This window comes from Paraburkholderia bannensis NBRC 103871, from assembly GCF_000685015.1.
Lineage (GTDB): Bacteria > Pseudomonadota > Gammaproteobacteria > Burkholderiales > Burkholderiaceae > Paraburkholderia > Paraburkholderia bannensis.
Map to the genome: position 1 here is coordinate 114,759 of NZ_BAYA01000001.1, position 26,827 is coordinate 141,585.

General features: G+C 63.7%; 25 protein-coding genes. 9 read left to right on the forward strand and 16 right to left on the reverse strand.

Annotated features, from left to right (window positions below; all coding sequences use genetic code 11):
• Positions 1-80: 80 nt before the first annotated feature.
• From BBA01S_RS00510 to BBA01S_RS00520, 3 genes are all read left to right on the forward strand, one after another.
• The gene (locus BBA01S_RS00510) at positions 81-389 is read left to right on the forward strand and encodes a hypothetical protein (protein WP_027814714.1); all 309 of its coding nucleotides are present in this window, start codon (positions 81-83) and stop codon (positions 387-389) included.
• A 136-nt stretch (positions 390-525) separates the two neighbouring features.
• Positions 526-1,959 carry an ATP-binding protein gene (locus BBA01S_RS00515; protein WP_027814715.1) on the forward strand — a complete coding sequence of 478 codons (1,434 nt, stop codon included), beginning with the start codon at positions 526-528 and terminating at the stop codon, positions 1,957-1,959.
• Positions 1,956-2,588, forward strand: a complete 633-nt coding sequence (locus tag BBA01S_RS00520) for a response regulator (RefSeq protein ID WP_027814716.1) — start codon at positions 1,956-1,958, stop codon at positions 2,586-2,588. The genes BBA01S_RS00515 and BBA01S_RS00520 overlap by 4 nt, the downstream gene beginning before the upstream one ends.
• Positions 2,589-2,739: 151 nt before the next feature.
• Here BBA01S_RS00520 and BBA01S_RS46565 read toward each other — a convergent pair whose 3' ends face one another.
• Positions 2,740-2,931, reverse strand: a complete 192-nt coding sequence (locus BBA01S_RS46565; RefSeq protein WP_042295518.1) for a hypothetical protein — start codon at positions 2,929-2,931, stop codon at positions 2,740-2,742.
• Between the two features lie 172 nt (positions 2,932-3,103).
• Here BBA01S_RS46565 and BBA01S_RS00530 point away from each other — a divergent pair, with 172 nt between their 5' ends.
• The gene (locus BBA01S_RS00530) at positions 3,104-3,334 is read left to right on the forward strand and encodes a hypothetical protein (protein ID WP_042295519.1); all 231 of its coding nucleotides are present in this window, start codon (positions 3,104-3,106) and stop codon (positions 3,332-3,334) included.
• A gap of 386 nt (positions 3,335-3,720) precedes the next feature.
• Here BBA01S_RS00530 and BBA01S_RS00535 read toward each other — a convergent pair whose 3' ends face one another.
• Positions 3,721-4,194, reverse strand: coding sequence for a Fur family transcriptional regulator (locus BBA01S_RS00535; protein WP_027814719.1), 474 nt, complete (start codon positions 4,192-4,194; stop codon positions 3,721-3,723).
• A 219-nt stretch (positions 4,195-4,413) separates the two neighbouring features.
• A complete protein-coding gene (locus BBA01S_RS46570) occupies positions 4,414-4,689 on the reverse strand; it encodes a hypothetical protein (RefSeq protein ID WP_156965807.1) in 276 nt (91 codons plus the stop codon).
• Here BBA01S_RS46570 and BBA01S_RS39565 point away from each other — a divergent pair.
• Positions 4,678-5,220 (forward strand): hypothetical protein, encoded by a 543-nt coding sequence (locus BBA01S_RS39565; RefSeq protein WP_052391640.1) that lies wholly within the window; start codon positions 4,678-4,680, stop codon positions 5,218-5,220. The two genes, BBA01S_RS46570 and BBA01S_RS39565, sit on opposite strands and share 12 nt — an antisense overlap.
• Positions 5,221-5,231: 11 nt before the next feature.
• Here the strand turns inward: BBA01S_RS39565 and BBA01S_RS47770 are convergent, their stop codons facing one another.
• A complete protein-coding gene (locus BBA01S_RS47770) occupies positions 5,232-5,807 on the reverse strand; it encodes a DUF6515 family protein (RefSeq protein ID WP_042295523.1) in 576 nt (191 codons plus the stop codon).
• The gene (locus tag BBA01S_RS39570) at positions 5,807-6,721 is read right to left on the reverse strand and encodes a DUF2092 domain-containing protein (RefSeq protein WP_156965808.1); all 915 of its coding nucleotides are present in this window, start codon (positions 6,719-6,721) and stop codon (positions 5,807-5,809) included. The genes BBA01S_RS47770 and BBA01S_RS39570 overlap by 1 nt, the downstream gene beginning before the upstream one ends.
• Positions 6,722-7,126: 405 nt before the next feature.
• On the opposite strand from BBA01S_RS39570, the gene BBA01S_RS00555 reads away from it, so the two are divergent.
• From BBA01S_RS00555 to BBA01S_RS00565, 3 genes are read left to right on the forward strand one after another with little or no spacing between them, the layout of a single operon-like run.
• A complete protein-coding gene (locus tag BBA01S_RS00555; RefSeq protein ID WP_027814721.1) occupies positions 7,127-8,569 on the forward strand; it encodes an MFS transporter in 1,443 nt (480 codons plus the stop codon).
• 31 nt (positions 8,570-8,600) lie between these two features.
• On the forward strand, positions 8,601-9,797 hold the full coding sequence (locus BBA01S_RS00560; protein ID WP_042295525.1) for a CaiB/BaiF CoA transferase family protein: 1,197 nt from the start codon (positions 8,601-8,603) through the stop codon (positions 9,795-9,797).
• Between the two features lie 2 nt (positions 9,798-9,799).
• On the forward strand, positions 9,800-10,645 hold the full coding sequence (locus BBA01S_RS00565) for a citryl-CoA lyase (protein WP_027814723.1): 846 nt from the start codon (positions 9,800-9,802) through the stop codon (positions 10,643-10,645).
• Here BBA01S_RS00565 and BBA01S_RS39575 read toward each other — a convergent pair.
• Positions 10,642-11,400: an IclR family transcriptional regulator gene (locus BBA01S_RS39575; protein ID WP_042295526.1), complete on the reverse strand. Its 759-nt coding sequence runs from the start codon at positions 11,398-11,400 to the stop codon at positions 10,642-10,644. The genes BBA01S_RS00565 and BBA01S_RS39575 overlap by 4 nt on opposite strands.
• Before the next feature lie 296 nt (positions 11,401-11,696).
• On the opposite strand from BBA01S_RS39575, the gene ppk2 reads away from it, so the two are divergent.
• The gene (gene ppk2, locus BBA01S_RS00575) at positions 11,697-12,524 is read left to right on the forward strand and encodes a polyphosphate kinase 2 (protein ID WP_027814724.1); all 828 of its coding nucleotides are present in this window, start codon (positions 11,697-11,699) and stop codon (positions 12,522-12,524) included.
• Positions 12,525-12,526: 2 nt separating this feature from the next.
• Here the strand turns inward: ppk2 and BBA01S_RS00580 are convergent, their stop codons facing one another.
• The 10 genes from BBA01S_RS00580 to BBA01S_RS00625 all read right to left on the reverse strand — a co-directional run bounded on the left by BBA01S_RS00580 (position 12,527) and on the right by BBA01S_RS00625 (position 26,717).
• Positions 12,527-13,561, reverse strand: a complete 1,035-nt coding sequence (locus tag BBA01S_RS00580; protein WP_027814725.1) for a LacI family DNA-binding transcriptional regulator — start codon at positions 13,559-13,561, stop codon at positions 12,527-12,529.
• Between the two features lie 74 nt (positions 13,562-13,635).
• Positions 13,636-14,733, reverse strand: coding sequence for an ABC transporter ATP-binding protein (locus BBA01S_RS00585; RefSeq protein WP_027814726.1), 1,098 nt, complete (start codon positions 14,731-14,733; stop codon positions 13,636-13,638).
• A 37-nt stretch (positions 14,734-14,770) separates the two neighbouring features.
• Positions 14,771-15,706 carry a carbohydrate ABC transporter permease gene (locus tag BBA01S_RS00590; protein ID WP_027814727.1) on the reverse strand — a complete coding sequence of 312 codons (936 nt, stop codon included), beginning with the start codon at positions 15,704-15,706 and terminating at the stop codon, positions 14,771-14,773.
• Positions 15,703-16,650: a carbohydrate ABC transporter permease gene (locus tag BBA01S_RS00595; protein ID WP_027814728.1), complete on the reverse strand. Its 948-nt coding sequence runs from the start codon at positions 16,648-16,650 to the stop codon at positions 15,703-15,705. Before BBA01S_RS00595 ends, BBA01S_RS00590 begins: the two co-directional genes overlap by 4 nt.
• A gap of 6 nt (positions 16,651-16,656) precedes the next feature.
• A complete protein-coding gene (locus BBA01S_RS00600) occupies positions 16,657-17,898 on the reverse strand; it encodes an ABC transporter substrate-binding protein (protein WP_027814729.1) in 1,242 nt (413 codons plus the stop codon).
• Between the two features lie 170 nt (positions 17,899-18,068).
• Positions 18,069-19,481 carry a GH1 family beta-glucosidase gene (locus tag BBA01S_RS00605; protein WP_027814730.1) on the reverse strand — a complete coding sequence of 471 codons (1,413 nt, stop codon included), beginning with the start codon at positions 19,479-19,481 and terminating at the stop codon, positions 18,069-18,071.
• A gap of 238 nt (positions 19,482-19,719) precedes the next feature.
• The gene (locus tag BBA01S_RS00610; RefSeq protein ID WP_027814731.1) at positions 19,720-21,396 is read right to left on the reverse strand and encodes a SulP family inorganic anion transporter; all 1,677 of its coding nucleotides are present in this window, start codon (positions 21,394-21,396) and stop codon (positions 19,720-19,722) included.
• Between the two features lie 220 nt (positions 21,397-21,616).
• On the reverse strand, positions 21,617-23,362 hold the full coding sequence (locus BBA01S_RS00615) for a SpoVR family protein (protein ID WP_027814732.1): 1,746 nt from the start codon (positions 23,360-23,362) through the stop codon (positions 21,617-21,619).
• The gene (locus tag BBA01S_RS00620; RefSeq protein WP_027814733.1) at positions 23,359-24,627 is read right to left on the reverse strand and encodes a YeaH/YhbH family protein; all 1,269 of its coding nucleotides are present in this window, start codon (positions 24,625-24,627) and stop codon (positions 23,359-23,361) included. The genes BBA01S_RS00615 and BBA01S_RS00620 overlap by 4 nt, the downstream gene beginning before the upstream one ends.
• A gap of 167 nt (positions 24,628-24,794) precedes the next feature.
• Positions 24,795-26,717 carry a PrkA family serine protein kinase gene (locus BBA01S_RS00625; RefSeq protein WP_027814734.1) on the reverse strand — a complete coding sequence of 641 codons (1,923 nt, stop codon included), beginning with the start codon at positions 26,715-26,717 and terminating at the stop codon, positions 24,795-24,797.
• Between the last annotated feature and the right edge of the window lie 110 nt (positions 26,718-26,827).

Sequence of the window (26,827 nt, forward strand, 5' to 3'; positions counted from 1 at the left end):
GGGATGACTGTACTCGCGCACGGTGACGCGCCATATTCCGGTGTATGAACGGCGGGGCCGCAAAGCAATGAGGCAGCGTGATGACTTTATCGATGCAGGACCGCAAGGCGCAGATCGAAGAGGCGGACACGCTCTGCCTGCGGCTGTTTGATACGTGGTGCGAAACACGCAGCCAGACGCCGCTGGCGTACCTGATGCACTGCTGGCCGCTGCGCAATACCGGCGTGGATCGGCTGATACGTCTGCAGGAAACGCTGAAGGACTTGCGCGCTTACCACGAGGATCAACTGGATTCGCGGGCGCTGTCGATGCTTGACGCGCTGTTTGCCTGTCTCGATGCCGTGATCGACCGCACGCAAACGCCGGTTGCGCTGCGCCTGGCCGGTTGACCGTCGGGCAGGGCGGGCGCTGACTCGCTGCCTTGTCCGATCATTGGCCCGCCGAAACTGGCCAACCTGTTGCCCGCCGCGCGGCGTGGCGACGAGCGCGTAATACGACAACCAACAATGGCGGGCACTCACGCGCATGACCCATACACTTCCGCGCACGATTGTGCTCGGCGGCGGCAGTTCCGCCGATTTTTCCGCGATTACAGAAGCGCTTACACAACCGGGCGTGCGGCTGCTGATCGCGCGCGACGATGCGCAGGTATTGGCGCTTTCGCGCGCGGCGCTGCCCGACCTGATCCTGCTCGACGCGGGCGAGGCGCACGACTCGCTCGCCCTGTGCCGCGAGCTGAAAAGCGACGTGCTCGCACGCGACATTCCGGTCATCCTCGTTCTCTCATCGGGCGCGCATGAAACGCTGCGCGCGGGCTATGCGGCAGGCGCCGCCGACCACGTGCTCAAGCCCCTATGCGTCGAAGAGCTGACGGCGCGCGTGCACACCCAAATGGCGCTAAGCGCGCTGCGGCGCGAGCACGTTGCCCAGCACGCGAAACCGTCCATCGACGAATCCAGTCCGGTCGCGCTGTGCGTGACCGCCATGCCGGGCGGCGAACTGCTATACGCCAATGCGCCGCTGCGCCAGTTGCTGCGGATCGACGAGGGGGCGAGCACCCACGTCAATATCGTCGAGTTCTACGTCGATCGCGCCGTGCGGGAGCAATTGATCCGGCACCTCACGTCGGAGGGCAAGCTGCTCGGCGCCGAAGTCGAAATGCGGCGGCGCGACGGCACGCGGTTCTGGGCGCTGGCGAACGCGCGCATCGCCACCTATGAGGACGTGCCCGCCGCCTATGTCGGCCTTTGCGATATTTCCGGGCGCAAGCGCATCGAGCAGGATCTTGAGCGCTCGCGCGACCAGCAACGCGAATTGCTCGGCTATTTCGACTGCGCGGGCGAGGACGAGCGCAAGCGCAGCGCGTTCCAGATCCAGGATGAAGTCGGACAGCTGCTCACGGCGCTGAAGATGGACGTCTCGCTGTTGCGCATGCGCCTGAGCGACGATCGCGATGCCATCAGCAAGACCGAGGACATGCGCGCGCTGGTCGAAAGCTCGATCCGCATGGTGCGGAGCGTGGCGAGTCACCTGCGGCCTGCTGCGCTAAACTTCGGCATCGTTTCCGCGCTCGAATGGCTCGCTGAGGATTTCAGCCGCCGCCACGGCGTTGCCTGCGACTTGCAGGTCGAAGGCAACGAACCGGTCTTGTCCGACATGCGCGCGACGGCGCTCTACCGGATCGTCGAGTCCGCGCTGGACAACGTGGCGCGCCATGCGAGCGCGCAGCACGTGCAGATGCAGCTTGCGAGCGGCGGCGAAACGCTGGCGCTTCGCGTGCACGACGATGGACGCGGTTTCGACCCGTCGGCCGCAACGGCGAATCACGCTTACGGATTGCTCGGCATGACGGAGCGCGCGCGGCTGATCGACGGCAGCTTGCAGATCGACAGCCGGCCGGGCGAGGGCACCACCATTTCGATCCACATTCCGCTCGACGAGGGCAGCACGCTCACATGATCAGGATTCTCATTGCGGACGACCACGCCATCGTGCGTGGCGGGCTCAAGCAGATCATCGCGACGACGCACGACATGGTTGTCACGGCGGAGGCCGCCCAGGGCTCGGAAGTCGTGGACAAGCTGCGCAGTTGCGAAATCGATCTGTTGCTGCTCGACATGACAATGCCGGGCATTAGCGGCGTCGACCTGATCCGCCGCGTGCGCGCCGACCGGCCCGCGTTGCCCGTACTGGTGCTGAGCATCCACAACGAAGCGCAAGTGGCCTCGCGCGCCTTGCGTGCGGGCGCGACGGGCTACGTGACCAAGGACAGCGATCCCGACGTGCTGCTGGCCGCGATCCGCAAGCTTGCGGAAGGCGGGCGGTTTATCGACCCGAAGCTGGTCGATGCGCTGGTGTTCGAGAAACACGCGGGCGACGAGCCGCCGCACGAAGTGCTCTCCGACCGCGAGTTCCAGGTGCTGCAAATGCTGGCCGCGGGCCGCAGCATCAACGATATCGCCGACGCCTGCGCCCTGAGCGCCAAGACGATCAGCACGCACAAGATGCGGCTCATGCAGAAGCTCGGCCTGACCAATAACGCCGAAGTGATCCGCTATGCCATTCGCCATGGGCTGATTGCGGAGTAGACTGCCTGGTACGGTGTCGACACGAACCGTGCGCGGTGAAGGAAATCCTGACGCCTTAACCAGAATTTTCTGCGGGAACTATCCGCTGCCGCCGATGGAGACAAACCTGACGCCTGCCTACGATGCTTGCAACGGCACGCACGGCGGGAGATCAGGGATGATGGTGCAGCAGTCGCTTCGAACGGCAGTCGGCAAATGGCTGGATCCGAAAGAAGGCCACACGGTGCGTGTCCTGGCCGTGCAGCGCGGTGAGTTGGGCAGGATCGTGAGTGTGTGCGTCGAGATTGACGGTGTCATCGGCGCACAGGGTCGTGGCCCGCATGCGCTGTTCTTCTTTCGACATGCCGATCGCATATGGCGGGTGTTCCCACCGGAACGGGCACGGCCTGCCATGCGTGTCGACCGCCTGGAGACGTGAGCGGCGCAGTCGTCCTGATGCAGACGGAGTTCACAGCAGGAATTCGCGGCAGGAGTTCGCAGTAGGGACACGATCAACACCACACAAGGAGCGACCCATGCGAGTCGAGCAAGCCGAGGCAGCGCAGGAAGGTCAGGAGGTCTTGTCGGTGTATGAAACCGAATTGCGGGCGTGGATGAGCCAGTGGTTCGACCAGGCCATCTCGCGGGGCTTCGTGCGCCCGCCATTCATGCTGGATGACGCGAAGGCGCAGCGTCTCGAAGGTCTGTTTATTGCCGGGCTCACGCCTGGCGAAGGCGCGCAGGCGTTTTTCTGCACGGCGCATTGAGGCACGTTCAAGAGCCGTTCAAGAGCCATTTAACCGCTGTCTATGGAAAATGGCCGGCAAGCTTGGGGGCTTGCCGGCCATTTGTCGCGGCATAAAAAGGTCGCAACAACTGGCGCGACGTGAAGAGCTCCAGCATCGGGCTGAGCTGGAACCTGAGAGCGGGATCACAACGCTGATTTCGTGTGAGGTATCGTAGCGCGCGAGTTGCGATGCGCCAGATAGGCGCTGGATGATTTTGGGTTAAGGATTTTCTGAACGGCGGTTAGAAGCGGACATTTCAGCTTCGCCATTGTAAAAATAAAATGTCGATAATTTATGTTATGTAAAATCACAAAAACGGGCGAAAAACCTGCTCTCGCCCAGCCAGCCTGACTTCCCGGCTAGCCTTATTGCGCCCCTCGGGCTATCGCATGCGCCTTCACGCTGCGGCCACCTGCCTCCAGCGCTGCCTCGCATTGAGCGCAACGTCCAAAGATAACCAGGCTCGCGCTCGTATAGCTGAACTCGCGCGCAGCCGCGATCGTGGCGTGCTGCATTTCGAGTTCGCTGTCGTCGATATCGCGGATCGTGCCGCAGTCGTTGCACACCAGATGCGAATGACGCGTGCCGCGGTTGAGTTCGTACACGACGCGCTGCTCGCCGATCCACGCGTTCGTAATCAGCCCGGCTTCCAGCAATTGCGCCAGCGCACGATAGACGCTCGCCAGGCTGCATTGCTCGGTGTCCGGCGGGACGCGCCGGAACACCTGATCGGCGGTCATGTGTTCAGTCGGGAATTCGTGAAACAGCTGTAGGACGGCGACGCGACTCGACGTCGGACGCATACGGGCTCGCTTCAGATCGGCGTAAATCGCTCTCATTACATCGGATACAGTTTCGGAGTCAGGCGACAGTCTCGTCGGGGCTTGCTTAAGGCTTGCTTAAGTCCCCGCGTCGCGATGCGATTTGCTCGCGCCGATGCTTTACGCGACATTTCCTTGCGGTTAGCATACGGTTAAATGTAAATGATTCGCATTTGCAAAGTCGACTACGACTGACCTTCTATTCCTATACTCATCAATGCTTGCCAAGCTAACGACTCACGCCTCGAACCGCCTTTTTCCGCGCACCCATGCTGCCGCGCCGTTGCGCCGCCTGGCGATCGCCGCAGCCTTCGTTGCACTGGGTGCACCGATGCTCGCGCCGGCCCATGCGCAGCCGCAGCTAGCGAGCAAGCACCCTCCACCGCCCGGCTGCTCGCTGCAAAGCCCGTTGTCTGGTACGTCACGCGTCTCGCGCACGCCGATCGCGCCGAGGACGACAAGGTTCGCGCGCACCTCGAATCGCTTGGCTTCGCGGTGACGATGGTCGATCAATCGGCGCCGGTCGTCGATGCGCGCGGCGCCCAGCTCGTCATCATTTCGTCGGTGGTGAGCGCGCGCGACATGGTCGGCACCGCGTATCGCGACATCGGCGTGCCGTTGCTCACGTGGGAGTCGGATCTGTTCGATTCGCTGCGTTTCACGGGCCAGCGCAAGGGCGTGGATTTCGGCGAACTCGCCAAGGAGCATTACGTCAACGTCGTGAATGCGCCGAGTCCGCTCGCGGGCGGCGTCGCGGCGGGCAAGCGCTGGGTTTATCCGCGCGATGGCGAGATGGGCTGGGGGCGTCCGGCGCCGGGGGCGACCGTGGTCGCCACGGTTCCCGGCGAGCCCGACCACGCGGTGCTGTTTGGCTACGAAAAAGGCGCGACGATGGATTACGACTTCATCGCGCCGGCGCGGCGCGTGGCGGTGTTTCTCGGCAACCGCAGCTTCGAACATCTCAGCGCCGATGGCCAGTCGATGTTCGACGCCGCCGTGCAATGGGCGCTCGCGGGCGCGCAGGTGGACGCCCGCGAACCCTGAGCCCCTGAGCCTTACCGCGGCGCGTTCACCACGACGTACTGCACCTGGGCGCCGACGTATTGCGGCTGATACCACGTCTCGCCGCACTGCTCGTACGTTGCGCCGCCGACCACGATCGTCGTGCATGCAGGCGGCAGGGTCGCGACCATCGATCCGACCACGGCTGCGGTGATGCCAACCGTCACCGCAGCGGCGACTGGATCGACGTACCAGCCGCCGCCCCAGTATCCGGGCGGCGGAGGTGGTGGAGGCGGCGGCGCGGGAGGATGCGGCCCAGGGCCTGGCGGCGGCCCCGGTGGATGCGGCTGCGGCCCGGGCCCAGGCCCAGGCGGATGGGGATTCGGATTCGGATTTGGCTGCGGCGCTGGGGGATGCGGCTGCGGCCCGGGCTGTCCGCCGCCGTGATACTCACCGCCCCCGTTAAATCCCGGCCGCGTCGGCATCTGTGTGCCGCCGCCGAAGTTCCCACCCATCGGATGGATGCTCGTGCGCGCCATGCCGCGAAACGCCAGCGCCTCACCCGAGGCCAGCGTCACCGACACCGCGAGCGCCGCCGCGATCACCCGTTGCGCAGAGTTGCCGTTCATCATTCGGCCTCCTCATATGGCGAACGATCCGCGGGTTTGAGCGCGATCTCGCGCGCCCCGGCACGCGCATGAAACACGAATGTCGAAGGCGCGAACAACGGGTTGAGCTTCCAGTGATACGTGACCTCGTGGCGCGGGCGTGAGGTCTGGGTCGTATCGGTGATGATCATTTTGCACGGCAGCGGCCGGCGGCCCGTTTCGATCCACAGCTCCCAGTCCGCACCGCTTTGCCGGTACGCATAGTGCGTGCAGCTGCGCTTGTCGACTTTCTCCACGCCGATGATCTGCGCCGCCTGGATCGACTGATCGTCGGGCTTGCCGTTGCCCCAGTAGAACAGGTCGGCAAGCGGCGCTTCGATATGCCAGTTGCTGGCGAGATCGTGAACCAGTCCGTCGAGCGTCGGCGGCGCGTCCTGCCGCGCGTAGAAGCCCTTTTTCTGGTTGTAGATCGTGAAACGGCGACCGTCGTAGACCATGCCGCGCACATTGCCGTTACCCGTGATGTCGGCGCGCAGGCGGTTGGGTCGCTTCACCTTGAGCACCGTGTGGTGCAACAGCGCGGCGTTCTGGCCATTGTCGAGCACGACATCGGTGGCCGTATCGGCATCGACTTCGAACGCGTGCAACGTGCGCAGGTACGCGCCCATCGCATCGAGCGCATCGGTTGCGTGCGCATCGATCGCGCTCGACGCGCCGCCGTTGCCGTTATTGCCGCTCGCGTCGGCGCCGAGATCGTTGAGCGGCGACGGCACGTTCGACTGCGCCGGCACATGTTCGTGGAAGGGCTCCTGATGCGCGCAGCCCGCGAGTGTCATGGCGCCCAGCAGCGCCGTGGACAGCGAGAGAGCGAGCTTCGTGCCGAACCTGCAAGGCAACGTGCGCGCAGTGACTCCAGGGAAGACTCTTTTGTTCACGTCGTCTCCTGACTGAAAGTTCGCCTTGTCCGGCTGCTGCTCTTCACTTTTGCCCGCTGCCCCGTCATTCGAGCGAGGCAGAAAAAGCAGGCAACGGCCGGCGAAGTGCGCGACGCTTCAAGGAGATAACGCAGTGATGACGCGCGCTTCGTATTGTCGAGCTTAGCAGCGTCCAGACCGCTCCGTCACATGAATGCGCCACTGGGCGCACCGGTTTTTTCGAGTGGCGCGTCCAGCAACGATCCCGCTCGCCACGCTCGGTGAAAGCCCTGGTCGGATCGTCGATTTCGCCGCTGTATCATTCGCATGAAATTTATAGAACGCCGTTCTATCAGATAGAACGGCAAGAGACGGCAGGTGCATTGCGCGCCGCCAAACCGTAGCCCGTGCTCAGGAGGAGCCACCATGTCCAGTCTGCCGCTCGACGCGACTCACGCGTCGTCCCGCGACCCTGCCGCGCACGGCGACGCGGCGCAGATCAACGCGCGTATTGACCGCCTGCCCGCCACCCGCGCGGTCTGGACGCTCGTGCTGCTGCTCTCGTTTGGCGGCTGGTTCGAGTTCTACGATCTGTTCTTCACCGCCTACGTCGGGCCGGGGCTCGTCAAGAGCGGGCTTTACTCGACGACCACCGCATCGTTCTTCGGCTTTTCGGGGCTGGGCGCGTTCGTGGCGGCATCGTTCGCGGGGCTGTTTATCGGCACGTTCTGTTTCACGGGGCTGGCCGACCGCTATGGCCGGCGCACGATGTTCACGGCCTCGCTGCTCTGGTATTCGGCGGCCACCTTCGTCATGGCGATGCAGACGTCCGCGCCCGCCATCAATCTGTGGCGGCTGATCGCGGGCATTGGCGTCGGCATCGAACTCGTCACCATCGATACCTACGTGAGCGAACTCGTGCCGCGGCACATGCGCGGACGCGCGTTCGCATTCGTGCATCTCGTGCAGTACACGGCGGTGCCCTCGGTCGCGCTGCTCGCGTGGTGGTTCGTGCCGCGTACGCCGCTGGGCTTCGACGGCTGGCGCTGGGTGGTGATGTTCGGCGCGTGTGGTGCGCTGATTGCCTGGGCGATCCGCCGCCGCGTGCCGGAAAGCCCGCGCTGGCTTGCGCAGCGCGGTCGTCACGAAGAAGCCGCGCGCATCCTGACGAAGCTCGAAGCCAAAGTGGAAGCGCAGTATGGGCGCCCTTTGCCAGCGCCCTCAACCGACGCGGCGAGCGTGACCCCGCAGGCGCACACCAAAGCCCGTTTCGCCGAGATCTGGCAGCCGCCGTATCGCCGCCGCACGATCACCCTGCTCGTCTTCAACCTGTTTCAGGCGATTGGCTTTTACGGCTTCGCGTCCTGGGTGCCCACGCTGCTGGTTTCCAAGGGCGTGACGGTCACGCATGGCCTGCTCTATTCCTTCGTGATCGCCGCGTCGAACCCGTTCGGCCCGCTGATCGGCATGGCCATCGCCGACCGCATCGAGCGCAAGACGCTCATCGTGCTCGCGGCGCTTGCCATCGCGGTATTCGGCTCGCTGTTCGCCTTCCAGACGTCGCCCGCGATGCTGATGGTGCTGGGCGTGCTCATCACGCTTGGCGGCACGCTGCTGTCGGTCGGTTACCACGCCTATCAGGTCGAGCTCTTTCCCACTCGCATGCGCGCCACGGCGGTGGGCTTCGTCTATTCGATGTCGCGGCTGTCCGCGATGTTCTCGGGTTTCATGATCGCGTTCGCGCTGCGCCATTTCGGCGTTCCCGGCGTGTTCGCGCTGATTACCGGAGCGATGGTCATGGTGATGGCGGCAATCGGCCTGTTTGGGCCGCGCACCAACAACCGCTCGCTCGAATCGATTTCCCAATGATCTGAAAACCTGAAAAGAGGCTGGAATAACGATGTTGCCTTTAGCTGGAGTACGCGTTCTCGATCTTTCGAACGTCCTGGCCGGCCCGTTCTGCGCCTATCAACTGGCGCTGCTCGGCGCCGAAGTCACCAAGGTCGAGCATCCCGAAGGCGGCGATCTCGCGCGCCGCCTGGGTGCGGACAAGGACGCCGCCGCCCGCAACATGGGCGCGTCCTTCGTGGCCGTGAACGCGGGCAAGCGCTCGATCACGCTGAACCTCAAGGATGCGCGCGGCAAGGCGATCCTGCGCGATCTCGTGAAAGACGCCGACGTGCTGGTCGAGAATTTCCGCCCAGGCGTGATGGATCGACTGGAGCTGGGATTCGATAAGCTATCCGAATTGAATCCGCGCCTTGTCTACTGCGCGATTTCGGGCTTCGGCGAAAGCGGCGAACTCGCGCCGCGCCCCGCTTACGACCAGATCATCCAGGGCATGGCCGGTGTGATGAGCGTGACCGGCGACGCGCACAGCGCACCGCTGCGCGTGGGCTATCCCGTCTCGGACACCGTAGGCGGCCTCACCGCTGCATTCGGCATCTGTGCGGCGCTGGTCGATGCACGCACGAGCGGACGTGGCCGCAGGATCGATGTCTCGATGCTCGAAGCGACGCTTGCGACCATGGGCTGGGTCGTGTCGAACTACCTGAACGCAGGTGTCGAGCCCACGCCGATGGGCAACGAAAATTTCACCGCCGCGCCCTCGGGCACCTTCGCGACGGGCGACGGCCTGCTCAACATCGCCGCCAACGAAACGCGTCAGTTCGAGAGCCTGTGCGACGTGATCGGCCGCGCCGACCTGCCGCGCGATGAACGGTTCGCCGCGCGCCATCTGCGCAAGCAGCATCGCGCCGAACTCAAGGCCGAGATCGAAGCCGCCCTCGCCGCCGACAGCGCCGCGAACTGGGAAACGAAGCTGCTCGCGCGCGGCGTGCCCGTGGGCCGCGTGCTGACGGTGCCGCAGGTTCTCGCGCATCCCCATCTGGCCGAGCGCCGCTTCGTGCGCGAATTCGCGCCGGCGCACGGTGAAGCCGCGCAACGCGTCACGCGCGCGGGCCTGTGCCTGGGCGACGCCGATGCCGCGCCCTCCTCGCCTGCACCGACGCTCGGCGCGCACACGCGCGAAACGCTCGCACAACTTGGCTACGACGCCGCGCAGGTCGAAACGTTGCGCGCGCAAGGAGTGATCTGAACATGACAAACGAAACGAAGAACGCCGACCTCGCTGCGCTGTGCGCCGACTACTGGAGCACCTCGATCATCGACATCCACCCCGGCTCGATTGCCGTGCGCGGCTATCCGATCCAGGAACTGATCGGCCGCGTGAGCTTCCCGCAGATGATCTGGCTGATGCTGCGCGGCGAACTCCCAGGGGACGATGAAGCCGCATTGCTTGAAGCAGCGCTGGTCGCTTCAGTGGATCACGGCCCGCACGCGCCGTCGATTGCAATTTCGCGCATGGCGACGAGCTGCGGATTGCCGCTGAACGGCGCGATGGCTTCGGCGCTCAATGCGCTCGATGACGTGCATGGCGGCGCAGGCCAGCAGGCGGTCGAACTCTATGCGTCGATTGCCGCGCTGCTGGACGCAGGCCGCACGCTGGACGAAGCCGTCGAAACGGGCGTCGATGCCTTCATCGCCGAACACGGGAAGTACCTGCCGGGCTTCGGCCACCGCTTTCATCCGGTCGATCCGCGCGCGCGCCGCCTGCTGGAAATGGTCGATGCGCGCGTGGAATCGGGCGTTATCGGCGGGCGCTACGCGCTGATCGCGCGCGGCGTCGAGGCGCTGCTGAAGAAGCGCAAGGACAAGCCGGTGCCCATGAATATCGACGGCGTCACCGCCGTGATTTATGCCGAACTGGGCTTCGCGCCCGAACTTGCACGCGGCGTCTTCTGTCTGTCGCGCGCCGTTGGCATTCTGGCGCACGCGTGGGAGCAGCGCGGGCGCGGGGAGCGCAACAAAGGGCCGATGCCGCGCCAGATGGCCTATGCGTACACAGGCCCGGCGCGCCGCCACCTGGACGGAACGCAGCGCTAGCTGCCCGAACGCGCGCGTTGCGCAGCCCGCAGCGCGCGCGAGTCGCCGCCAAGCGCATCGGTCGCGCGCGCGGCGCAGTCGAACAGCGCGTCGAGGTTGGCTTCGACGAAGGCGCGGTCGATGCGCGAGCTCGGCCCCGCAAGCGTCATCACGCCGCGCAACGTGTCGTGCACGCCGAACACCGGCATCGACACGCCCGAGGTCTCGCGATCGCGCTCGCCCACCGACATGCAGTAGAACGCGCGTCGCGTCTCATCGAAGCTCTCGCCCGGCTCGCCGCCGAAGGCGAGCAGCGCCCGCCCGCCCGAGCCTGTTTCAAGCGGCAGCACGTCGCCCTCGCGCACGTGGTGGCGTACCACATGTTTCGAATCCACCCGATGCAGGCAGACGCGCACCGCGTTGTCGCGCACGTAAAACGAAACGCTCTCCCCGCTCTTTTCCGCAAGCTCGCGCATCAGCGGCAGCAGGATGTCGCCCAGATTGAGGCTGCGCTGATAAAGGGCGCCCAGCGCGAACGTGGCGGCCCCAAGCTGATAGCGTCCGTCGTCCAGACGCAGCAGCAGGCGATGCTGGATCAGCGCGCCCGCTAGCCGCAGGAGCGTACTCTTGTAGAGGCCCGTGCGGGCCGCGAGTTCGGCGAGCGTGAGCGCCCGGTCGTCGGGACGGAACGCGAACAGGATTGCACACGCGCGGTCGATGACGGCGACGCCTTCTTCTTTCTTGAGCGCAGGTGTGTCGGGTTTGTCCGCGTGCATGGCGTTTGAAGCGGGGAGCAGGATAAGGAAAGAGCCTGATTTTACGCGATCCATTCAGCCTCCTGCGAGGCTTGCGCGACGTTTGCACACAAGGCGCGTACCGGCGCGCGGTTTGATTTCGGTCTAGAACGCTGCATGCGCGCGGCCACTGGCGCGCCGCAGTGCGTTGCGGCCCAGTACGATGACAAACCCGGCGATGCACTTAGGAGCGCTCAGGGGCGCAGAACGCAGCGCTCATCGACATGCCGGCAGCAGCGCCGCCTCAGTTCACCTCACGTCAGATGGGAATACACGCCATGTCCGATACGAAGACGAAGAAGGCCTCGAAAGCAACCTCGCCGCAGCCCGAAGAAAAACTCAGCGACAAGGCCTATGAAAAGACGCTGCGCCACCTGCACGAAGAACTCGTGAAGATGCAGGAATGGGTGGTGAAAAGCGGCGCGAAGGTCTGCGTCCTGTTCGAGGGCCGCGACGGCGCCGGCAAAGGCGGCACCATCAAGGCGATCACGGAGCGCGTCAATCCGCGCGTGTTCCGCGTCGTCACCACGCCCGCGCCCACCGAGCGCGAAAAGAGCCAGATGTATTTCCAGCGCTACCTGCCGCATCTGCCCGCTGCGGGCGAAGTCGTGATCTTCGACCGCAGCTGGTACAACCGCGCGGGCGTCGAGCGCGTGATGGGTTTCTGCACGCCGGAGCAGGTGCAGGAGTTTCTGGTGTCGGTGCCGCTGATCGAGCGCGCCATCGTGCATTCAGGCGTGATCCTGCTGAAATACTGGCTCGACGTCAGCCCCGAGGAGCAGACGCGCCGCCTTGAAGCGCGCATCACCGACGAACGCAAGATCTGGAAACTCTCGCCGATGGATCTGGAGTCCTACCATCGCTGGTATGACTACTCGCGTGCGCGCGACGAGATGTTCGAGAAAACCGATACGAATTTCGCGCCCTGGTATTTCCTGCATGGGGACGACAAGCAGCGCGCGCGGCTGAACATCATCGCGCACCTGTTGAGCAAGGTGCCCTACGAGGAGGTGCCGCGCGAGAAGGTCAAGCTGCCGCGCCGCCAGAAAGCGGACGGCTATCAGGATCCCGATTACGCCTATAACCGCGTGCCGCTGGTGTACTGACGTTACCTGAGCCGCGCGGCGAGTCGTGCAGGATCGGCCTGCGCGACCGAGGCGCGCATCGTCACGCTTACGTCGAAGCGGCGCTCGATTTCCCAGTCCGTGCCGTAACACTGGTTGATGAGCCAGCGCACGGCGTTGCGCGTGAGTTCGGCCGTCGGGATATGGACGGAGGTGAGCGCCGGGGCCATATAGGCCGCCGAATAATCATCGTCATAGCCGATCACGGACACATCGCGCGGCACCGAAATCCCCGCATGCTGCAGGCGCGCGAGCGCCGACATTGCCATCGTGTCGTTCGCGCAGAACAGGCCCGTGAAACGCCGCTTCGAATCGAGCAGCTTGCCCGCCGCCGCATAACCGCCCTCGGGCGAGAAGTCCGACACGACGAGCGGCACCTGTTCACGCGCAATGCCCTGGCGCTCCAGTTCGGCGAAGAAACCATCCAGACGCGCCTGATTGTCCGAGGAACTGGCCGTGCCGCCGATGGCCGCGATTTCGCGGTGGCCGTGCTCGATCAGCGTGCGCGCAGCGAGCTCGCCGCCGTGAAAGTGATCCGCGCAAAACGACGCCTCGGGCATCTGGTCGAAGGCGCGGTTCAGGAACGCCATGCGCGGATGCAGTGCGTGCAGCATGCCCAGATCGTCGTCGTGCAGATCGTGGCTGATGACCACTACGCCATCGCAATCGCGGCCGATCAGGAAACGCACCGCCTCGATGGCCTGCTCGCGCGGCGAGGCTTCGCCGCAACCGGTCGCCACCACGACGTGACGGCGCACCGCGCGCAGCTCGGTATCGGTCTCCTTGAGGATCGTGCCGTAGTACGAGCCGAAAAACGTCGGCACAAAAATGCCGATGATGCCAAGCGACTGCGTCGCCATCGCCCGGCCGATCGACGAAGGCCGGAAGTTCAGTTGCTCGATCGCGGCCTGCACGCGCGCGGCCGCGTCGGCCGACACCGGCCCCTTGCCCGAGATCGCCCGCGAGGCCGTGGACAGGCCCACGCCAGCGAGTGTTGCCACGTCTTTCAGGGTTGCCACGTCTGGTTCTTCCCTTGGTCTTTTGTCGTATCGGGGGCGCTTGAACAGTGCTTTGGTGTTGCTTCAGTGCTGCCTCAGAGTCGCTCGCCGCCCGCTTCGTCGAACAGCGAGACATGCTGGACATCGATCTCGAACGGCACCGGCGCACCGCTTGCCAGCGGCGCCTTGTCCTGATCGATCGACGCGATCTGGACGCCATGATAATCGAGCCAGAGCACGCGGTGATTACCCATCGGTTCGACTAACGTGAGCGTGCCTTTCAGCGGCTCCTGCTGCGCGGCGCCCCGCCCGCCCGCGCGCACGTCCTCGGGGCGCACGCCCAGCACGCAGGGCCGCGTGAGGTCGGGCGCGCCCTTGAACGCGTAGTTCGTCACGTCGACAGACAGTTGCGGGCCGCGGAACCACAGTTTGCCTTCGTCGGCCTGGAGCGTGCCGCGCAGCAGGTTCATCGGCGGCGTGCCGAGAAAAGTCGCGACGAACAGGTTCTCGGGACGTGCGTAGACTTCGGCGGGCGTGCCGAATTGCTGGATCACGCCGCCCTTCATCACGGCCATGCGCGTGGCGAGCGTCATCGCCTCCACCTGGTCGTGCGTCACATAGATCATCGTTGCGCCCAGTTGCTGATGCAGTTGCTTCAGTTCGCGGCGCAGCTCGGTGCGCAGTTTGGCGTCGAGGTTCGACAGCGGTTCGTCGAACAGGAAGACGTCCGCCTCGCGCACCAGCGCCCGGCCGATCGCCACGCGCTGGCGCTGGCCGCCGGAAAGCTGCGCGGGCTTGCGCGAAAGCAGCGGGCCGAGCTGGAGCATATCGGCGGCGCGCTTCACGCGGCGCTCGATCTCGGGCTTGGGCGTGCCGTTGATGCGCAGCGCGAACGACATGTTGCGCTCCACGTTCATGGTCGGATACAGCGCGTAGGACTGGAACACGAGCGCCACGCCGCGATCTTTCGGATCGGCCCAGGTCATGTCCTCGCCGCCGATCTCGATGCTGCCGTCCGTCACGTCGATCAGGCCCGCGATGCTGTGCAGCAAGGTGGACTTGCCGCAGCCCGAGGGGCCGAGCAGCACCACGAATTCGCCGGCGCGCACATCGAGGTCGAGGGCCTCGATCACGGTGTTCGCCCCAAGCTCGATGCGCAGGTTGCGCACCGATACGTTCGCCAGATTCGTCATCGTTCGTCTCTCGTTCGTTTCGTGTTGAGCCCTGCTTTCACCCTTTCACCGCGCCCGACGCGATCCCGCGTACGAACCAGCGCCCCGACACGAAATAGATCGCCAGCGGCACGAGCGAAGTGAGAATCGTCGCGGCCATGTTGACGTTGTAGAGCCGCTCGCCGGTGGTGGTGTTGATGATGTTGTTGAGCTGCACGGTCATCGGCAGGTTGTGCGTGCCCGCGAACACGAGGCCCAGGATGTAGTCGTTCCAGATGCCGGTGACCTGCATGATGATGGCGACCACGATGATGGGCACCGACATCGGCAGCATCAGTTGCGCGAAGATGCGCCAGAAGCCGCCGCCGTCGATGCGCGCCGCCTTGAACAGCTCCTGCGGCAGCGACGCATAGTAGTTGCGGAACAGCAGCGTCATCACCGGCATGCCGAAGATCGTGTGGATCACCACGATGCCGGGCAGCGAGCTGAACAGGTGCACCGTCGCCAGCACGCGCACGAGCGGATAGACCATCACCTGCACAGGGATGAAGGCACCCATGAGCAGCACCGCGAACAGCACGCCCGCGCCGCGCGGCTTCCAGAACGAGAGCGCATAGCCGTTCACCGCGCCCATGGCGATCGAGATGATCGTGCTGGGCACGACGATGCGCACGGAGTTCCAGAAGCCCACGCGGATGCCCGCGCATTCCAGCCCCGTACACGCTGAAGCCCAGGCGTCCTGCCAGGGCGCAAACGTCAGGTGACGCGGCAGCGCCAGCAGATGGCCGAGACGGATTTCCTCCATCGGCTTCACCGACGTCACGAGCATCACGTAGAGCGGCAGCAGGAAAAACAGGGCGGCAATAATCAGGAAGCCATAGATACCCAGGCGCGCGGGCGTCAGGCGGCTGCGCCTGGGCTTGCCCTTCGTGCCGGGCGCACGGCGCGCCACGCGTGGGATGGCGCCTGCGGAATCGGTCAGTGGCGCGCTCATGCTCGCTCTCCTTTGCTGGCCATGCGGTTTCTCGCGTACAGGACGGGCGCGAGGATCGCGAGCACCGTGGCCAGCAGCACGATCGACGCAGCCGACGCCAGGCCGATATTCGCGCGATTGAACAGGTAGTCCATGATGAACTTGCCGGGCACTTCGCTTGCCGTGCCGGGGCCGCCCTGGGTCATCGCGACGACGGCGTCGTAGAGCTTCACGACCATCACGAACAGCAGCACGAAGGCCGTGGACACGGACGTCTTGAGCATCGGCACGACGATGCTCGCGTAGACGCGCCAGCGCGGAATGCCGTCGAGACGCGCGGCCTTCCAGATCTCCTCGTCGATGCCGCGCAGCCCCGCGAGCAGCAGCGCCATCACGAGGCCCGACGCCTGCCACACGGTCGCGATCACGAGCGTGTAGATCGCAAAGCGCTGCGAGACGATCCAGTCGAACTGCGCATGTTCGAAGCCCATCTGCCGCAGCACCGCCTGCACGCCCAGCTCCGGATTCAGGATCCATTGCCACACGAGGCCGGTTGCGACGAACGACATCGCATACGGATAGAGGAAGACCGTGCGCAGCGCACCTTCGGCGGCCACGCGCTGGTCGATGAAAATGGCCAGCAGCAGCCCGATCGCGAGGCAGGCGACGATAAAACACACGCCGTAGATGGCGAGGTTTTGCAGCGACACGATCCAGCGTTCGGTGTTGAAGAGGCGCACGTACTGCGTCACGCCAGCGAACGTATTGGACGGCAGCGAGCGCGAATAGCTCATCGACACGCGCGCCGTCCAGAGCATCGTGCCCAGATACGCGAACACGACCGTGGCCGCCATCGGCAGCAGCGCGATCCATGCGGCGAGCGAGATGCGCCGCCGCATGGGGCGCACTGCACGCGCCTGCCGTTTCGACCGCTGTTTGGTTTCGTCCAGCTTGAGCGCGTACATGGGCCGTCAGCTCTTGATCGCCGAGGCGAACGCTTTCTGCGCGTCGTCCACCGACTGGTTCTTGTTCCAGAAGTTGGTGATGACGTCCTGGAGCGAGCCCTGCACATCGGGCGGAATCAGCATTTCCGGGTTCGGCAACTGGCGCGCCTTGTCCTTCATGATGTTCATGCCCTCCTTCGCGCAGACGTCGAAGCCCGCGGTATCCACGTCAAGGCGAATCGGAATCGAGCCCTTCTTCTCGCTGAACGCGGCCTGCGCCTTGGGCGACGTCATCACCGACGCCAGCAGCTGTTGCGCCTTTACGGCTTGCGGGTTGTCGGTCTTCGGGAACACGAAGGCGTCGCCCGCGATCATGTACGGCGAGTTCGCGAAACCCGGGAAGCAGCCGAAGTCCTTGCCCGCGACCTGTTTCGCGTTGGAGAACTCGCCCTTGGCCCAGTCGCCCATGATCTGCATGCCGGCCTTGCCCGAAATCACGAGCGCCGTCGCGTCGTTCCAGTTGCGCCCCGGCGAGCCCGCATCGACATAGTTGTGCAGGCGCTTGAAGGTCGCGAGCACGTTCTTGAAGGCGGGCGAGTTGACGGCGCCGGCGTCGCGGTCGCGATAGACCTTCATGTAGAGATTGCGATCCATGTCGGCGAAGATCGCGTCGAAGGTGATCTTCTCCTGCCAGGCCTGGCCGCCGAGCGCGAGCGGAATCACCCCGGCCGCCTTGAGCTTGTCGAGATCGGCGAACAGTTCGTCCATGCTCTTCGGCTCGCTGGCGATGCCCGCTTTCGCGAACACGGGCTTCGAGTAGAAGAACCAGTCCTGCATATGGATATCGACGGGCGCGGCGTAAAAGTGGCCGTTGACCTTGATCTGGTTGAGCACCGGTTCGGGCAGGATGCCGTTCCAGTTTTCCTTCGCGGCGACCGCATCGACATTGTTCAGGAGTCCCTGGTCGATGAGGTCGTGAAACTGCTTCGAGGTGTTGAACTGCGCGGCGGTGGGCGGATCGCCGCCGACGATGCGGTTGATTGCCGTGGCGCGCGCCTGGTCGGCGCCCGCGACTGCGTTGTCGACCCACTGGCCGCCCGCCTGGTCGTAGGCTTGCGCGAACTGCTTGATGGCGGCCGATTCGCCGCCCGATGTCCACCAGTGAATCACATTGGCCTTGAGCGGCGCGTCGGCCGCGTGGGCGCCGAGCGCTCCGGCCAATGCCAGCGCGGCGACGATGCCGCGCAGGACAGGTGCGTTTTGCTTCATTACGTCTCCTCCGGTTATGCCGGCTTTCTATACAGGTAGATGAAGTCAAACTGTCGCGGTGATACGGGTGGCTGTGCGCGCGCGGTTCAGCGGCTTTTTTACTTCCCCTGTTGACGCATTCTCGCGGCGCGCAGCCGGTACAGCAATGACGCAATGACGCTAGCGACCGCTTAGTTGCCCTCGCGGGCGTTGCGCTCGGCGATAAAGCGCGCGATCAACTCGGCGCTGCGCTTTTTGGTGCGCTTTTGCGTGTCGTAATCGACATGCACGACGCCAAAGCGCCGCTCATAACCGAATGCCCATTCGAAGTTGTCGAGCAGCGACCACACGAAATAGCCGCGCACGTCGACGCCCTTCTTGATCGCCGCGTCGACCGCTGCCAGATGGCGCTTGAGGAACGCGATGCGCTGCGTATCGACGACTTCGCCGTCCAGCACGCTGTCGTCCGAGGCCATGCCGTTCTCGGTGATGTAGATGGGCGGCAGGTTGTCGTAGGTGTCGTGGAACCCCACCAGCAGGTCGCGCAGGCCGTCGGGATGGACTTCCCAGCCCATCTGCGTGCGCTCGACGCCCGGCAGTGGGACTTCAGTAAAGCCGTGCGCGCCGTCGCTTTTCACGTTGGTGCGGAAATAGTAGTTGATGCCGAGGAAGTCCAGCGGCGCGGCGATCGTGTCCATGTCGCCGTCGAGTACGAGCGGCTCGGTGCCCGGCCAGAGCTCGAACAGCTCGGCCGGATATTCGCCCTTGAGCAGCGGGTCGAGGATCCAGGCGTTGTGCTGCACTTCGAAGCGGCGCGCGGCGGTGATATCGGCGGGCGTCTGCGAATGCGGCGTGCCGCGTCCGACGTTCGCGACGATGCCCTTGGCCGACTTCGCATCGTTGGCGCGCAGCACCTGGGTCGCAAGGCCGTGGCCCAGCAGCAGATGGTGCATCGCCTGGGTCGGATAGCGCGGGTTCGACAGGCCCGGCGCGTGATGGCCGTTGCCGTAGCCCAGATACGCCGAGCACCACGGTTCGTTGAGCGTCATCCACGCATCGACGAGGCCCGTGAGTTCGCGGCTCATCAGGTCGGCATAGTCGGCGAAGCGGTAGGCCGTGTCACGGTTGAGCCAGCCGCCACGGTCTTCCAGGTGCTGCGGCAAGTCCCAGTGATAGAGCGTTGCGTAGGTCTGGATGCCCTGCTCTTTCAGGCGTTCGAGCAGGCGCTTGTAGAACGCGATGCCCTTCGGGTTGGCGCGGCCCGACGCATCCATCACGCGCGGCCAGGCGATCGAGAAGCGATAGGCCTCGAAATTCAGATCCTTGAGCAGATCGAGGTCGCCCGCCCAGCGATGGTAGTGATCGCAGGCCACCGCGCCCGTGTCGCCGGCCAGCACCTTGCCGGGCGTGGCGCTGAAGGTGTCCCAGATCGATGGCAGGCGGCCGTCCTCGGTCGCCGCGCCTTCGATCTGATAGGACGCAGTGGCCGCGCCCAGCAGGAAGTCGCGGCGCCAGAGCGCGGAATCGGGCGACGGCGTAAAGGCGTCGTCTTCGAGAATGGCGGTCGATGCGGAATGCGGCGAAGCGGCTGAATCGTGCGTCACGAAAGCTCCTGCGCGAGGTCTGAGCGGTCAGCGGACAGCATCGCCGTCCGGCCTTCCGGTGGTGGGAGTGGAAGCGCTTCCACAGCGCTTGAGGCGCACGATATCAGCCGCGAATTCTTGCGGGCAATCAGGGTTTTTCAGGAGGCTTTTAAGTAGTTTCCGTGTAGGGCGCACGGAAGGAAAAACGCCCGGCCGTGGAGGGTTCCAGTGCCGGGCGTCGAAGTCGATGCGCCTTGAATCAGGCGTCGGCGTGCTCGCCGAGTTCGGGATGCACGGCGGCGAGCGCCTCGTGCAAGGTGGTGTAGAGATTCTCCGCGCCGACTACCGGCGTGATGCCGTGCCGGTTCATGTCCGCGCGCAGATAGCGGTTCACGCGTCCGAAAATCACTTGCACACCGCTATTGCGCAGCGATTCGCACAATTCGTTGACCGAACGACCTGCCGAATAATCGACATCGGTAATGGCTGCAGCATCGATCACGAGCCACTTCACCGGAGTCGGCGCACCGTCGATCAGGCGTCGAATATTGTCGACGAAAAAATGATCGTTCGCGTAGAAAAGGTCTGCGCCAAAGCGGTAAACGATCAAACCCGGCGCGGTCATCTGCCCCGCTTGTGCGGGCACGGGCATCCAGCGTCCGTCCTCGTTCGGCATCAGCACCATCGTGTGCGGGCGATAGCTGTGGCGCACATGACGCAGCAAGGACAACCCGATCGCGATGAGAATGCCGTTTTCCACGCCGATCACGACCACCGAAACCGCGGTCACTACCGCGAGACGAAACTCGCCGCGACTTTCCGCGCGAATATCGATCAGTTGTCCGATATGCACGAGCCCAACCGCGATCGTGAAGACGATCGCGGCCAGCACACAGCGCGGCAGGTACTGGAGCCAGTTGCTCAGGAACAGCAGCACGATCACCACGACGCCCGCGAAAACCAGTTGTGCGAACTGGCTGCGCGCGCCAGCCTGCTCGCCCATCGCCGTTTGCGTGGGACTGCCGTTGACGACGAAAGCGCCGCTAAATGCCGCCGTCACATTGGCCGCCGCGAGGCCCAGGAGGTTGCGATCCTCGTCGACACGCTCGCCGTACTTTTCGGCGAACGCGCGGCTTGTCGCAGCGCTCTGCGCCACGATAATCACGAAGCACGACGCCGCTACCTGCAGCAGGTCGACCATCTGGAACCAGTCGACGGCGGGAAACGCAATGTGCGGCAGGCCGCCCGCAACCGGGCCGGTTATCGCAATGCCGTGGCCCGCGAAATCGAAACTGGCGCTCGCGGCGATGCCGCCCACCACCGCGAACAACGGCACCGGCCAGCCGGGCCGCAGACGCTTGAAAATCAGGATTGTCGCGACGACCAGTGCGGAGATCGCCAGCGTCTGCCAGTGAATCGCGTTGAACTGCAGCACGATCTGCTTGATCTGCAACACCGTGCGCCGCGAGGTGAACGGAATGCCCACCATGTCGCCGAGCATCGCCACGCCCACCTGCATGCCTACGCCGGTGAGAAAGCCCACCAGCACCGTGCGCGACAGAAAGTCGGCGAGAAAGCCCAGCTTGAAGATGCGCGCGAGCAACAGGGTCACGGCCGTGAGCAGCGCCGTCATGCCGGCCAGCGCGACATACTCCGCGCTGGCGGGCGACGCCATGGTCGACAGCTTGCTGGCGAAGATCGTGGCCGTGGCAGAGTCGGCGGCGACCACAAGGTGACGCGATGCGCCGAACAGCGCGAACGCGATCAACGGCAGAAAGCCCGTGTAAATGCCGGTCACGGCGGGCATGCCCGCGATGCGCGCGTAGCCGAGCAACTGCGGGATATTCATTGAGGCGAGCATGACGCCTGCCTTCGCGTCCCGCAACGCGCCCGCGCGGGTCAGCGGCCGCACGCCGCGAAACAGGTCAAGCGCCATGGCCGCGTCCTTTCGATTTTTGCATCCGTGTCGACTCCTCGATGAATCCTTGATGAAGGCTTTGCCAAATGATTAGCCGTGTATCTTAGCGCGGCACGTCACTCGCGCGCTGCGGTCAAGGCAGGTGAAAACTCGCGGCACCCTGCGCGCGGACAATGAAAAAAGGCCAGCACTGAGGCTGGCCTTCGATCACTGTCATGGGACGTGCAGCGCGACCGTCCTACACCCTTATCGGCGGCGGCACGTAACGGCATTCGTAGCGCTTCCTGACCGTGCCGTTTTCGTCGACGCTTTCGAGGTACACGTCGAATTGCCAGAGCCGCGCCATGTGCCGCAGCACTTCGTCGGTATCGCCCGACAGGTGACGGTTGTCGCTCATGAAGTGGCGCAGCGTAAGACTACGGTCGCCGCGCGTGTTCACCGACCACACCTGGATATTCGGCTCGCGGTGATGCATGTCGTACTGGCGCGAGAGCGCCTGACGCACGTACTGATAACCGCTGTCGTCATGGATCGCCGAGACTTCGAGCGCATCGCGCATGTCGTCGTCGAGCACCGAAAACAACCGCATTTCGCGGATCAGGTGCGGCGACAGATACTGCGCGACAAAGCTCTCGTCCTTGAAGTTGCGCATCGCGTAATGCAGCGCTTTTAGCCACGGGCTGCCCGCGAGTTCCGGGAACCACTTGCGGTCTTCGTCGGTGGGGTTTTCGCAGATTCGGCGAATGTCGCTCATCATCGAAAAGCCCAGCGCATACGGATTGATCCCGCTGTAGTAGGGCTTGGTCACCGGCGGCTGATAGACCACATTGCTGTGCGAATGCAGGAACTCCATCATGAAGCCATCTTCGAGCTTGCCCTGAGCGTACAGCGTGTTGAGCAGCGTGTAATGCCAGAACGTGGCCCAGCCTTCGTTCATCACCTGGGTCTGGCGCTGCGGATAAAAGTACTGCCCCACCTTGCGCACGATGCGAATGACTTCGCGCTCCCACGGTTCGAGCAGCGGCGAGTTTTTTTCCGCGAAATACAGCAAGTTTTCCTGCGGCTCGGGTGGGAAACGCTCGTCGTATTCCTCGGCGATCGGCTGCTGGGTTTTCGGCAGCGTGCGCCACAGTTCATTGACCTGCGATTGCAGATACGCCTCGCGCTCGCGGCGCATCGCGGCCTCGCGTTCGAGCGAGAGTTTCTGCGGCCGCTTGTAGCGATCGACGCCGTAGTTCATGAGCGCATGGCACGAGTCGAGCAACTCTTCCACGCGATCGATCCCGAAGCGTTCCTCGCATTCGGCGATGTAGTTCTTCGCGTAGACGAGGTAGTCGACAATGGCGTGCGCGTCCGTCCACAGACGGAACAGGTAATTGCCCTTGAAAAACGAGTTATGGCCGTACGCCGCGTGCGCGATCACGAGCGCCTGCATCGTCATGGTGTTCTCTTCCATGAGATACGCGATGCAGGGATTCGAGTTAATCACGATCTCGTAGGCGAGACCCATCTGGCCCCGGCGATAGCTCTTTTCCGTCGAAAGAAAGTGCTTGCCGAACGACCAATGTCGATAGTTGACCGGCATGCCGACGGAGGCATACGCGTCCATCATCTGCTCGGCGCTGATCAATTCGAGCTGGATCGGGTACGTGTCCAGTTCGTATTGCTCTGCAACATGCGAGATGTGCGTGTCGTATTCCTCGATCAGATCGAAGGTCCAGTCGGACGGGCACGGCAACGGCCGTCTGTCGGCTACGTTCATATGCACTTCCCTCTTCAGCGCAGATCGCCGATCAGGGGGGAGCTTGCGTTCGTCGGAACCCGCCGCCTCGGCGCGTGCAGGTTCAGCGACATGTCCCCCCATTTCCGCCGCGGCCTCGTGACGGGCTGGCTCATCCGCCTGCTGCCCGCTCACGTGGTCGGCCTTTTTCTGGCGCTCCGGCTCGTAGCCGCGCGCCTCGTTGTGCAGGTGGCGTGTCGTCATGAATGCTCCACCTGCTTTTCGAACAGCTCCCGGAACACCGGGTAAATATCCGCGGCGGTGTCAACCTTCTTCATCGCCAGTGCTGGCTCGGTGAGCGCCAGCTGTGCGTATTCGAGCCAGAGATTCTGCTCCTCCGGCGTCACCTGAATATACGCAAAATAGCGCACCTTAGGCAGGATGTCATCAGCGAGCAGCTTGCGGCACTTCGGCGAGTCGTCCGTCCAGTTGTCGCCGTCCGAGGCCTGCGCGCCGTAGATGTTCCAGTCGCTCGGCGAATAACGGTCTTCGATCACTTTCTTCATCAACTCCAGCGCGCTCGACACGACCGTGCCGCCGCTTTCCGTCGAATGGAAGAAGGTGTCCTCGTCCACTTCCTCGGCGCGCGTGTGGTGACGGATGAAGACCACTTCGATCTTCTCGTAGTTGCGCTTGAGGAACAGGTACAACAGGATGAAGAAGCGTTTGGACAGATCCTTGCGCTGCTCGTCCATCGACCCGGACACATCCATCAGACAGAACATCACGGCCTGGCTGGACGGCTGCGGCTGCTTCACGCGGTTCACGTAACGCAGATCGAATGGATCGATGAAGGGAATGCGCCAGATGCGCCCGCGCAGGTGATGGATCTCGTCTTCGAGAATCTTGATGTCGTCGCGGCGATCCGACGTATCGGCCATCAGCGCTTCAAGCTGCTCCTCGAGCGCGTGCAGCTCGTTCACGAGCGGCGCACCGAGCGCAATACGCCGGCCCAGCGCGCTGCGCAGCGAACGCACCACGTCGATGTTGTTCGGCGTGCCTTCGGCCGCCCAGCCCGCGCGGATACTCTTCCACGTGGGCACCGCCATCAGATGGGTCTTGACGAGACGCGGCAGTTCGAGGTCGTCGAAGAAGTACTGCATGAACTCTTCGCGCGAGAGCTCGAACACGAAGTCGTCCTGACCTTCGCCTTCGTTGCTCGCCTGGCTGCCGCCACCGCCGCCGCCGCCCTGGGGGCGCGGAATGCGGTCGCCGCGAATGTAGTCCTCGTTGCCGGGATGAACCATTTCGCGCCGCCCGCCCGGGCCGTGCCGGAACGAAGGCTCAGCGATGTCCTTGCGCGGAATGGTGATGCTCTGGTTGCTCTGTATGTCCTTGATGCTGCGGTCACGCACCGCTTCCGAGACGGCGTGACGAATATAGTTTTTCACGCGGCGCAGGAAGCGCTCGCGGTTTGCAATGCTCTTGTTCTTGCCGGCCAGCCTGCGGTCGATGATTTGATGAAGCACATCCAGTCTCCCGCTCCAGTTTGGAATGGGCGAGGTGCGCAGTCTGGGATGCCGTGCCTGCCGCGTTCACCCGCTCGCGGCTGCGTGGCCTGCGCCCTGCCGGAGTTTCCTTTTGCGCCGCCGCACGATCGTTGCGGCGGCGCAGCAGGAAGGTAAAGCCTCTGCGCTCATGACGACTTGCGCACGCGCAGATACCAGTCGCAGAGCAACCGTACCTGCTTCGGCGTATAGCCCTTCGCCACCATGCGGTTGACGAAGTCTTCATGCTTGCGTTGCTCTTCCGCCGATCCTTTTGCATTGAACGAAACAACCGGCAAAAGTTCTTCCGTATTCGAGAACATTTTCTTCTCGATCACCACGCGCAGCTTCTCGTAGCTGATCCATGCCGGGTTTTTACCGGCATTCGCAGCGCGCGCACGCAGCACGAAGTTGACGATCTCGTTGCGGAAGTCCTTCGGGTTGCTGATGCCCGCGGGCTTTTCGATCTTCTCCAGCTCGGCGTTCAAGGCCGCGCGGTCGAAGCTCTCGCCCGTGTCGTGATCGCGGAACTCCTGGTCCTGGATCCAGAAGTCGGCGTACGTGACATAGCGATCGAAGATGTTCTGACCGTATTCCGAATACGACTCGAGGTACGCGGTCTGGATCTCCTTGCCGATAAATTCAGCGTAACGCGACGCCAGCACGTCCTTCACGAACGACAGGTACTTCTGCTCGGTTTCCGGCGGGAACTGCTCGCGCTCGATCTGTTGTTCGAGCACATACATCAGGTGCACCGGATTCGCCGCGACTTCGGTCGAGTCGAAGTTGAACACGCGCGAGAGAATCTTGAAGGCGAAACGCGTGGACACGCCGTTCATGCCTTCGTCCACGCCCGCGAAATCGCGGTACTCCTGATACGATTTCGCCTTTGGATCGGTGTCCTTGAGATTCTCGCCGTCGTAGACCTGCATCTTCGAAAAGAGGCTGGAATTCTCGGGCTCCTGCAAGCGCGTCAGCACCGACATCTGCGCCATCATCTTGAGCGTGCCAGGCGCGCAGACCGCATCGGCGAGCGACGAATTGCGCAGCAGCTTCTCGTAGATCTTCATTTCTTCCGAGTAGCGCAGGCAGTACGGCACCTTCACCACAAAGATCCGGTCGAGCAGTGCTTCGTTGTTGCGGTTGTTGCGGAAGGCCTTCCACTCCGACTCGTTCGAGTGGGCGAGAATGATGCCGTTGAACGGAATCGCGCCGAAGCCCTCAGTGCCTTTGAAGTTGCCTTCCTGGGTCGCCGTGAGCAGCGGGTGCAGCACCTTGATTGGCGCCTTGAACATTTCGACGAATTCGAGCAAACCCTGATTCGCGAGACACAGGCCGCCCGAGTAGCTGTAGGCGTCCGCGTCGTCCTGGGCGTATTGCTCAAGCTTGCGGATATCGACCTTGCCGACGAGTGACGAGATGTCCTGATTGTTCTCGTCGCCAGGTTCGGTCTTGGCGATACCGATTTGACGCAGGATGGAAGGATAGCGGCGCACCACGCGGAACTTGCGGATATCGCCGTTGTATTCATGCAGGCGCTTGACCGCCCACGGACTCAGGATGCTCTTGAGATAACGGCGTGGAATGCCGTATTGCTCTTCGAGGATGGGGCCGTCTTCGTCGTAGTCGAACAGACCTAGCGGCGACTCGTTCACGGGCGAGCCCTTGATCGAGTAGAACGGCACGCGTTCCATGAGCTGTTTGAGACGCTCGGCGATAGAGGATTTGCCGCCACCCACAGGCCCGAGCAAGTAGAGAATCTGCTTCTTTTCTTCGAGTCCTTGCGCCGCATGGCGGAAGTACGCGACCACTTGCTCGATCACGTCCTCCATGCCATAGAACTCGCGGAAAGCGGGATAGACCTTGATGACCTTGTTCGCAAAGATGCGCGACGTGCGCGGATCGTTGCGGGTATCGATCTGTTCTGGTTCCCCGATTGCCGTCAGCATGCGTTCGCCAGCCGTGGCGTACGCGCTGGGATCTTCTTTGCAGAGCGCGAGATACTCCTCGAGCGAGAGTTCCTCTTCTCGCGTTTTTTCGAAGCGGGTCGCGAAGCTGCTGTAGATATCCATGCTACCTCCTCGCCGAGATCTGCGACCGATGTCGTGCGCGGCGCGCTAATCGGAAACGACATCGCTCGAATTCATCCTAAACCCTTTTGAATTTTTTTTCACACATAAAT

Bases quoted from the DNA above. Each gene is read 5' to 3' on its own strand.
- BBA01S_RS00510 (WP_027814714.1), top strand. From the start codon at position 81: ATGACTTTATCGATGCAGGACCGCAAGGCGCAGATCGAAGAGGCGGAC.
- BBA01S_RS00515 (WP_027814715.1), top strand. From the start codon at position 526: ATGACCCATACACTTCCGCGCACGATTGTGCTCGGCGGCGGCAGTTCC.
- BBA01S_RS00520 (WP_027814716.1), top strand. From the start codon at position 1,956: ATGATCAGGATTCTCATTGCGGACGACCACGCCATCGTGCGTGGCGGG.
- BBA01S_RS46565 (WP_042295518.1), bottom strand. From the start codon at position 2,931: ATGTCGAAAGAAGAACAGCGCATGCGGGCCACGACCCTGTGCGCCGAT.
- BBA01S_RS00530 (WP_042295519.1), top strand. From the start codon at position 3,104: ATGCGAGTCGAGCAAGCCGAGGCAGCGCAGGAAGGTCAGGAGGTCTTG.
- BBA01S_RS00535 (WP_027814719.1), bottom strand. From the start codon at position 4,194: ATGAGAGCGATTTACGCCGATCTGAAGCGAGCCCGTATGCGTCCGACG.
- BBA01S_RS39565 (WP_052391640.1), top strand. From the start codon at position 4,678: ATGGTCGATCAATCGGCGCCGGTCGTCGATGCGCGCGGCGCCCAGCTC.
- BBA01S_RS47770 (WP_042295523.1), bottom strand. From the start codon at position 5,807: ATGAACGGCAACTCTGCGCAACGGGTGATCGCGGCGGCGCTCGCGGTG.
- BBA01S_RS00555 (WP_027814721.1), top strand. From the start codon at position 7,127: ATGTCCAGTCTGCCGCTCGACGCGACTCACGCGTCGTCCCGCGACCCT.
- BBA01S_RS00560 (WP_042295525.1), top strand. From the start codon at position 8,601: ATGTTGCCTTTAGCTGGAGTACGCGTTCTCGATCTTTCGAACGTCCTG.
- BBA01S_RS00565 (WP_027814723.1), top strand. From the start codon at position 9,800: ATGACAAACGAAACGAAGAACGCCGACCTCGCTGCGCTGTGCGCCGAC.
- BBA01S_RS39575 (WP_042295526.1), bottom strand. From the start codon at position 11,400: ATGCACGCGGACAAACCCGACACACCTGCGCTCAAGAAAGAAGAAGGC.
- ppk2 (WP_027814724.1), top strand. From the start codon at position 11,697: ATGTCCGATACGAAGACGAAGAAGGCCTCGAAAGCAACCTCGCCGCAG.
- BBA01S_RS00585 (WP_027814726.1), bottom strand. From the start codon at position 14,733: ATGACGAATCTGGCGAACGTATCGGTGCGCAACCTGCGCATCGAGCTT.
- BBA01S_RS00590 (WP_027814727.1), bottom strand. From the start codon at position 15,706: ATGAGCGCGCCACTGACCGATTCCGCAGGCGCCATCCCACGCGTGGCG.
- BBA01S_RS00595 (WP_027814728.1), bottom strand. From the start codon at position 16,650: ATGTACGCGCTCAAGCTGGACGAAACCAAACAGCGGTCGAAACGGCAG.
- BBA01S_RS00600 (WP_027814729.1), bottom strand. From the start codon at position 17,898: ATGAAGCAAAACGCACCTGTCCTGCGCGGCATCGTCGCCGCGCTGGCA.
- BBA01S_RS00610 (WP_027814731.1), bottom strand. From the start codon at position 21,396: ATGGCGCTTGACCTGTTTCGCGGCGTGCGGCCGCTGACCCGCGCGGGC.
- BBA01S_RS00615 (WP_027814732.1), bottom strand. From the start codon at position 23,362: ATGACGACACGCCACCTGCACAACGAGGCGCGCGGCTACGAGCCGGAG.
- BBA01S_RS00625 (WP_027814734.1), bottom strand. From the start codon at position 26,717: ATGGATATCTACAGCAGCTTCGCGACCCGCTTCGAAAAAACGCGAGAA.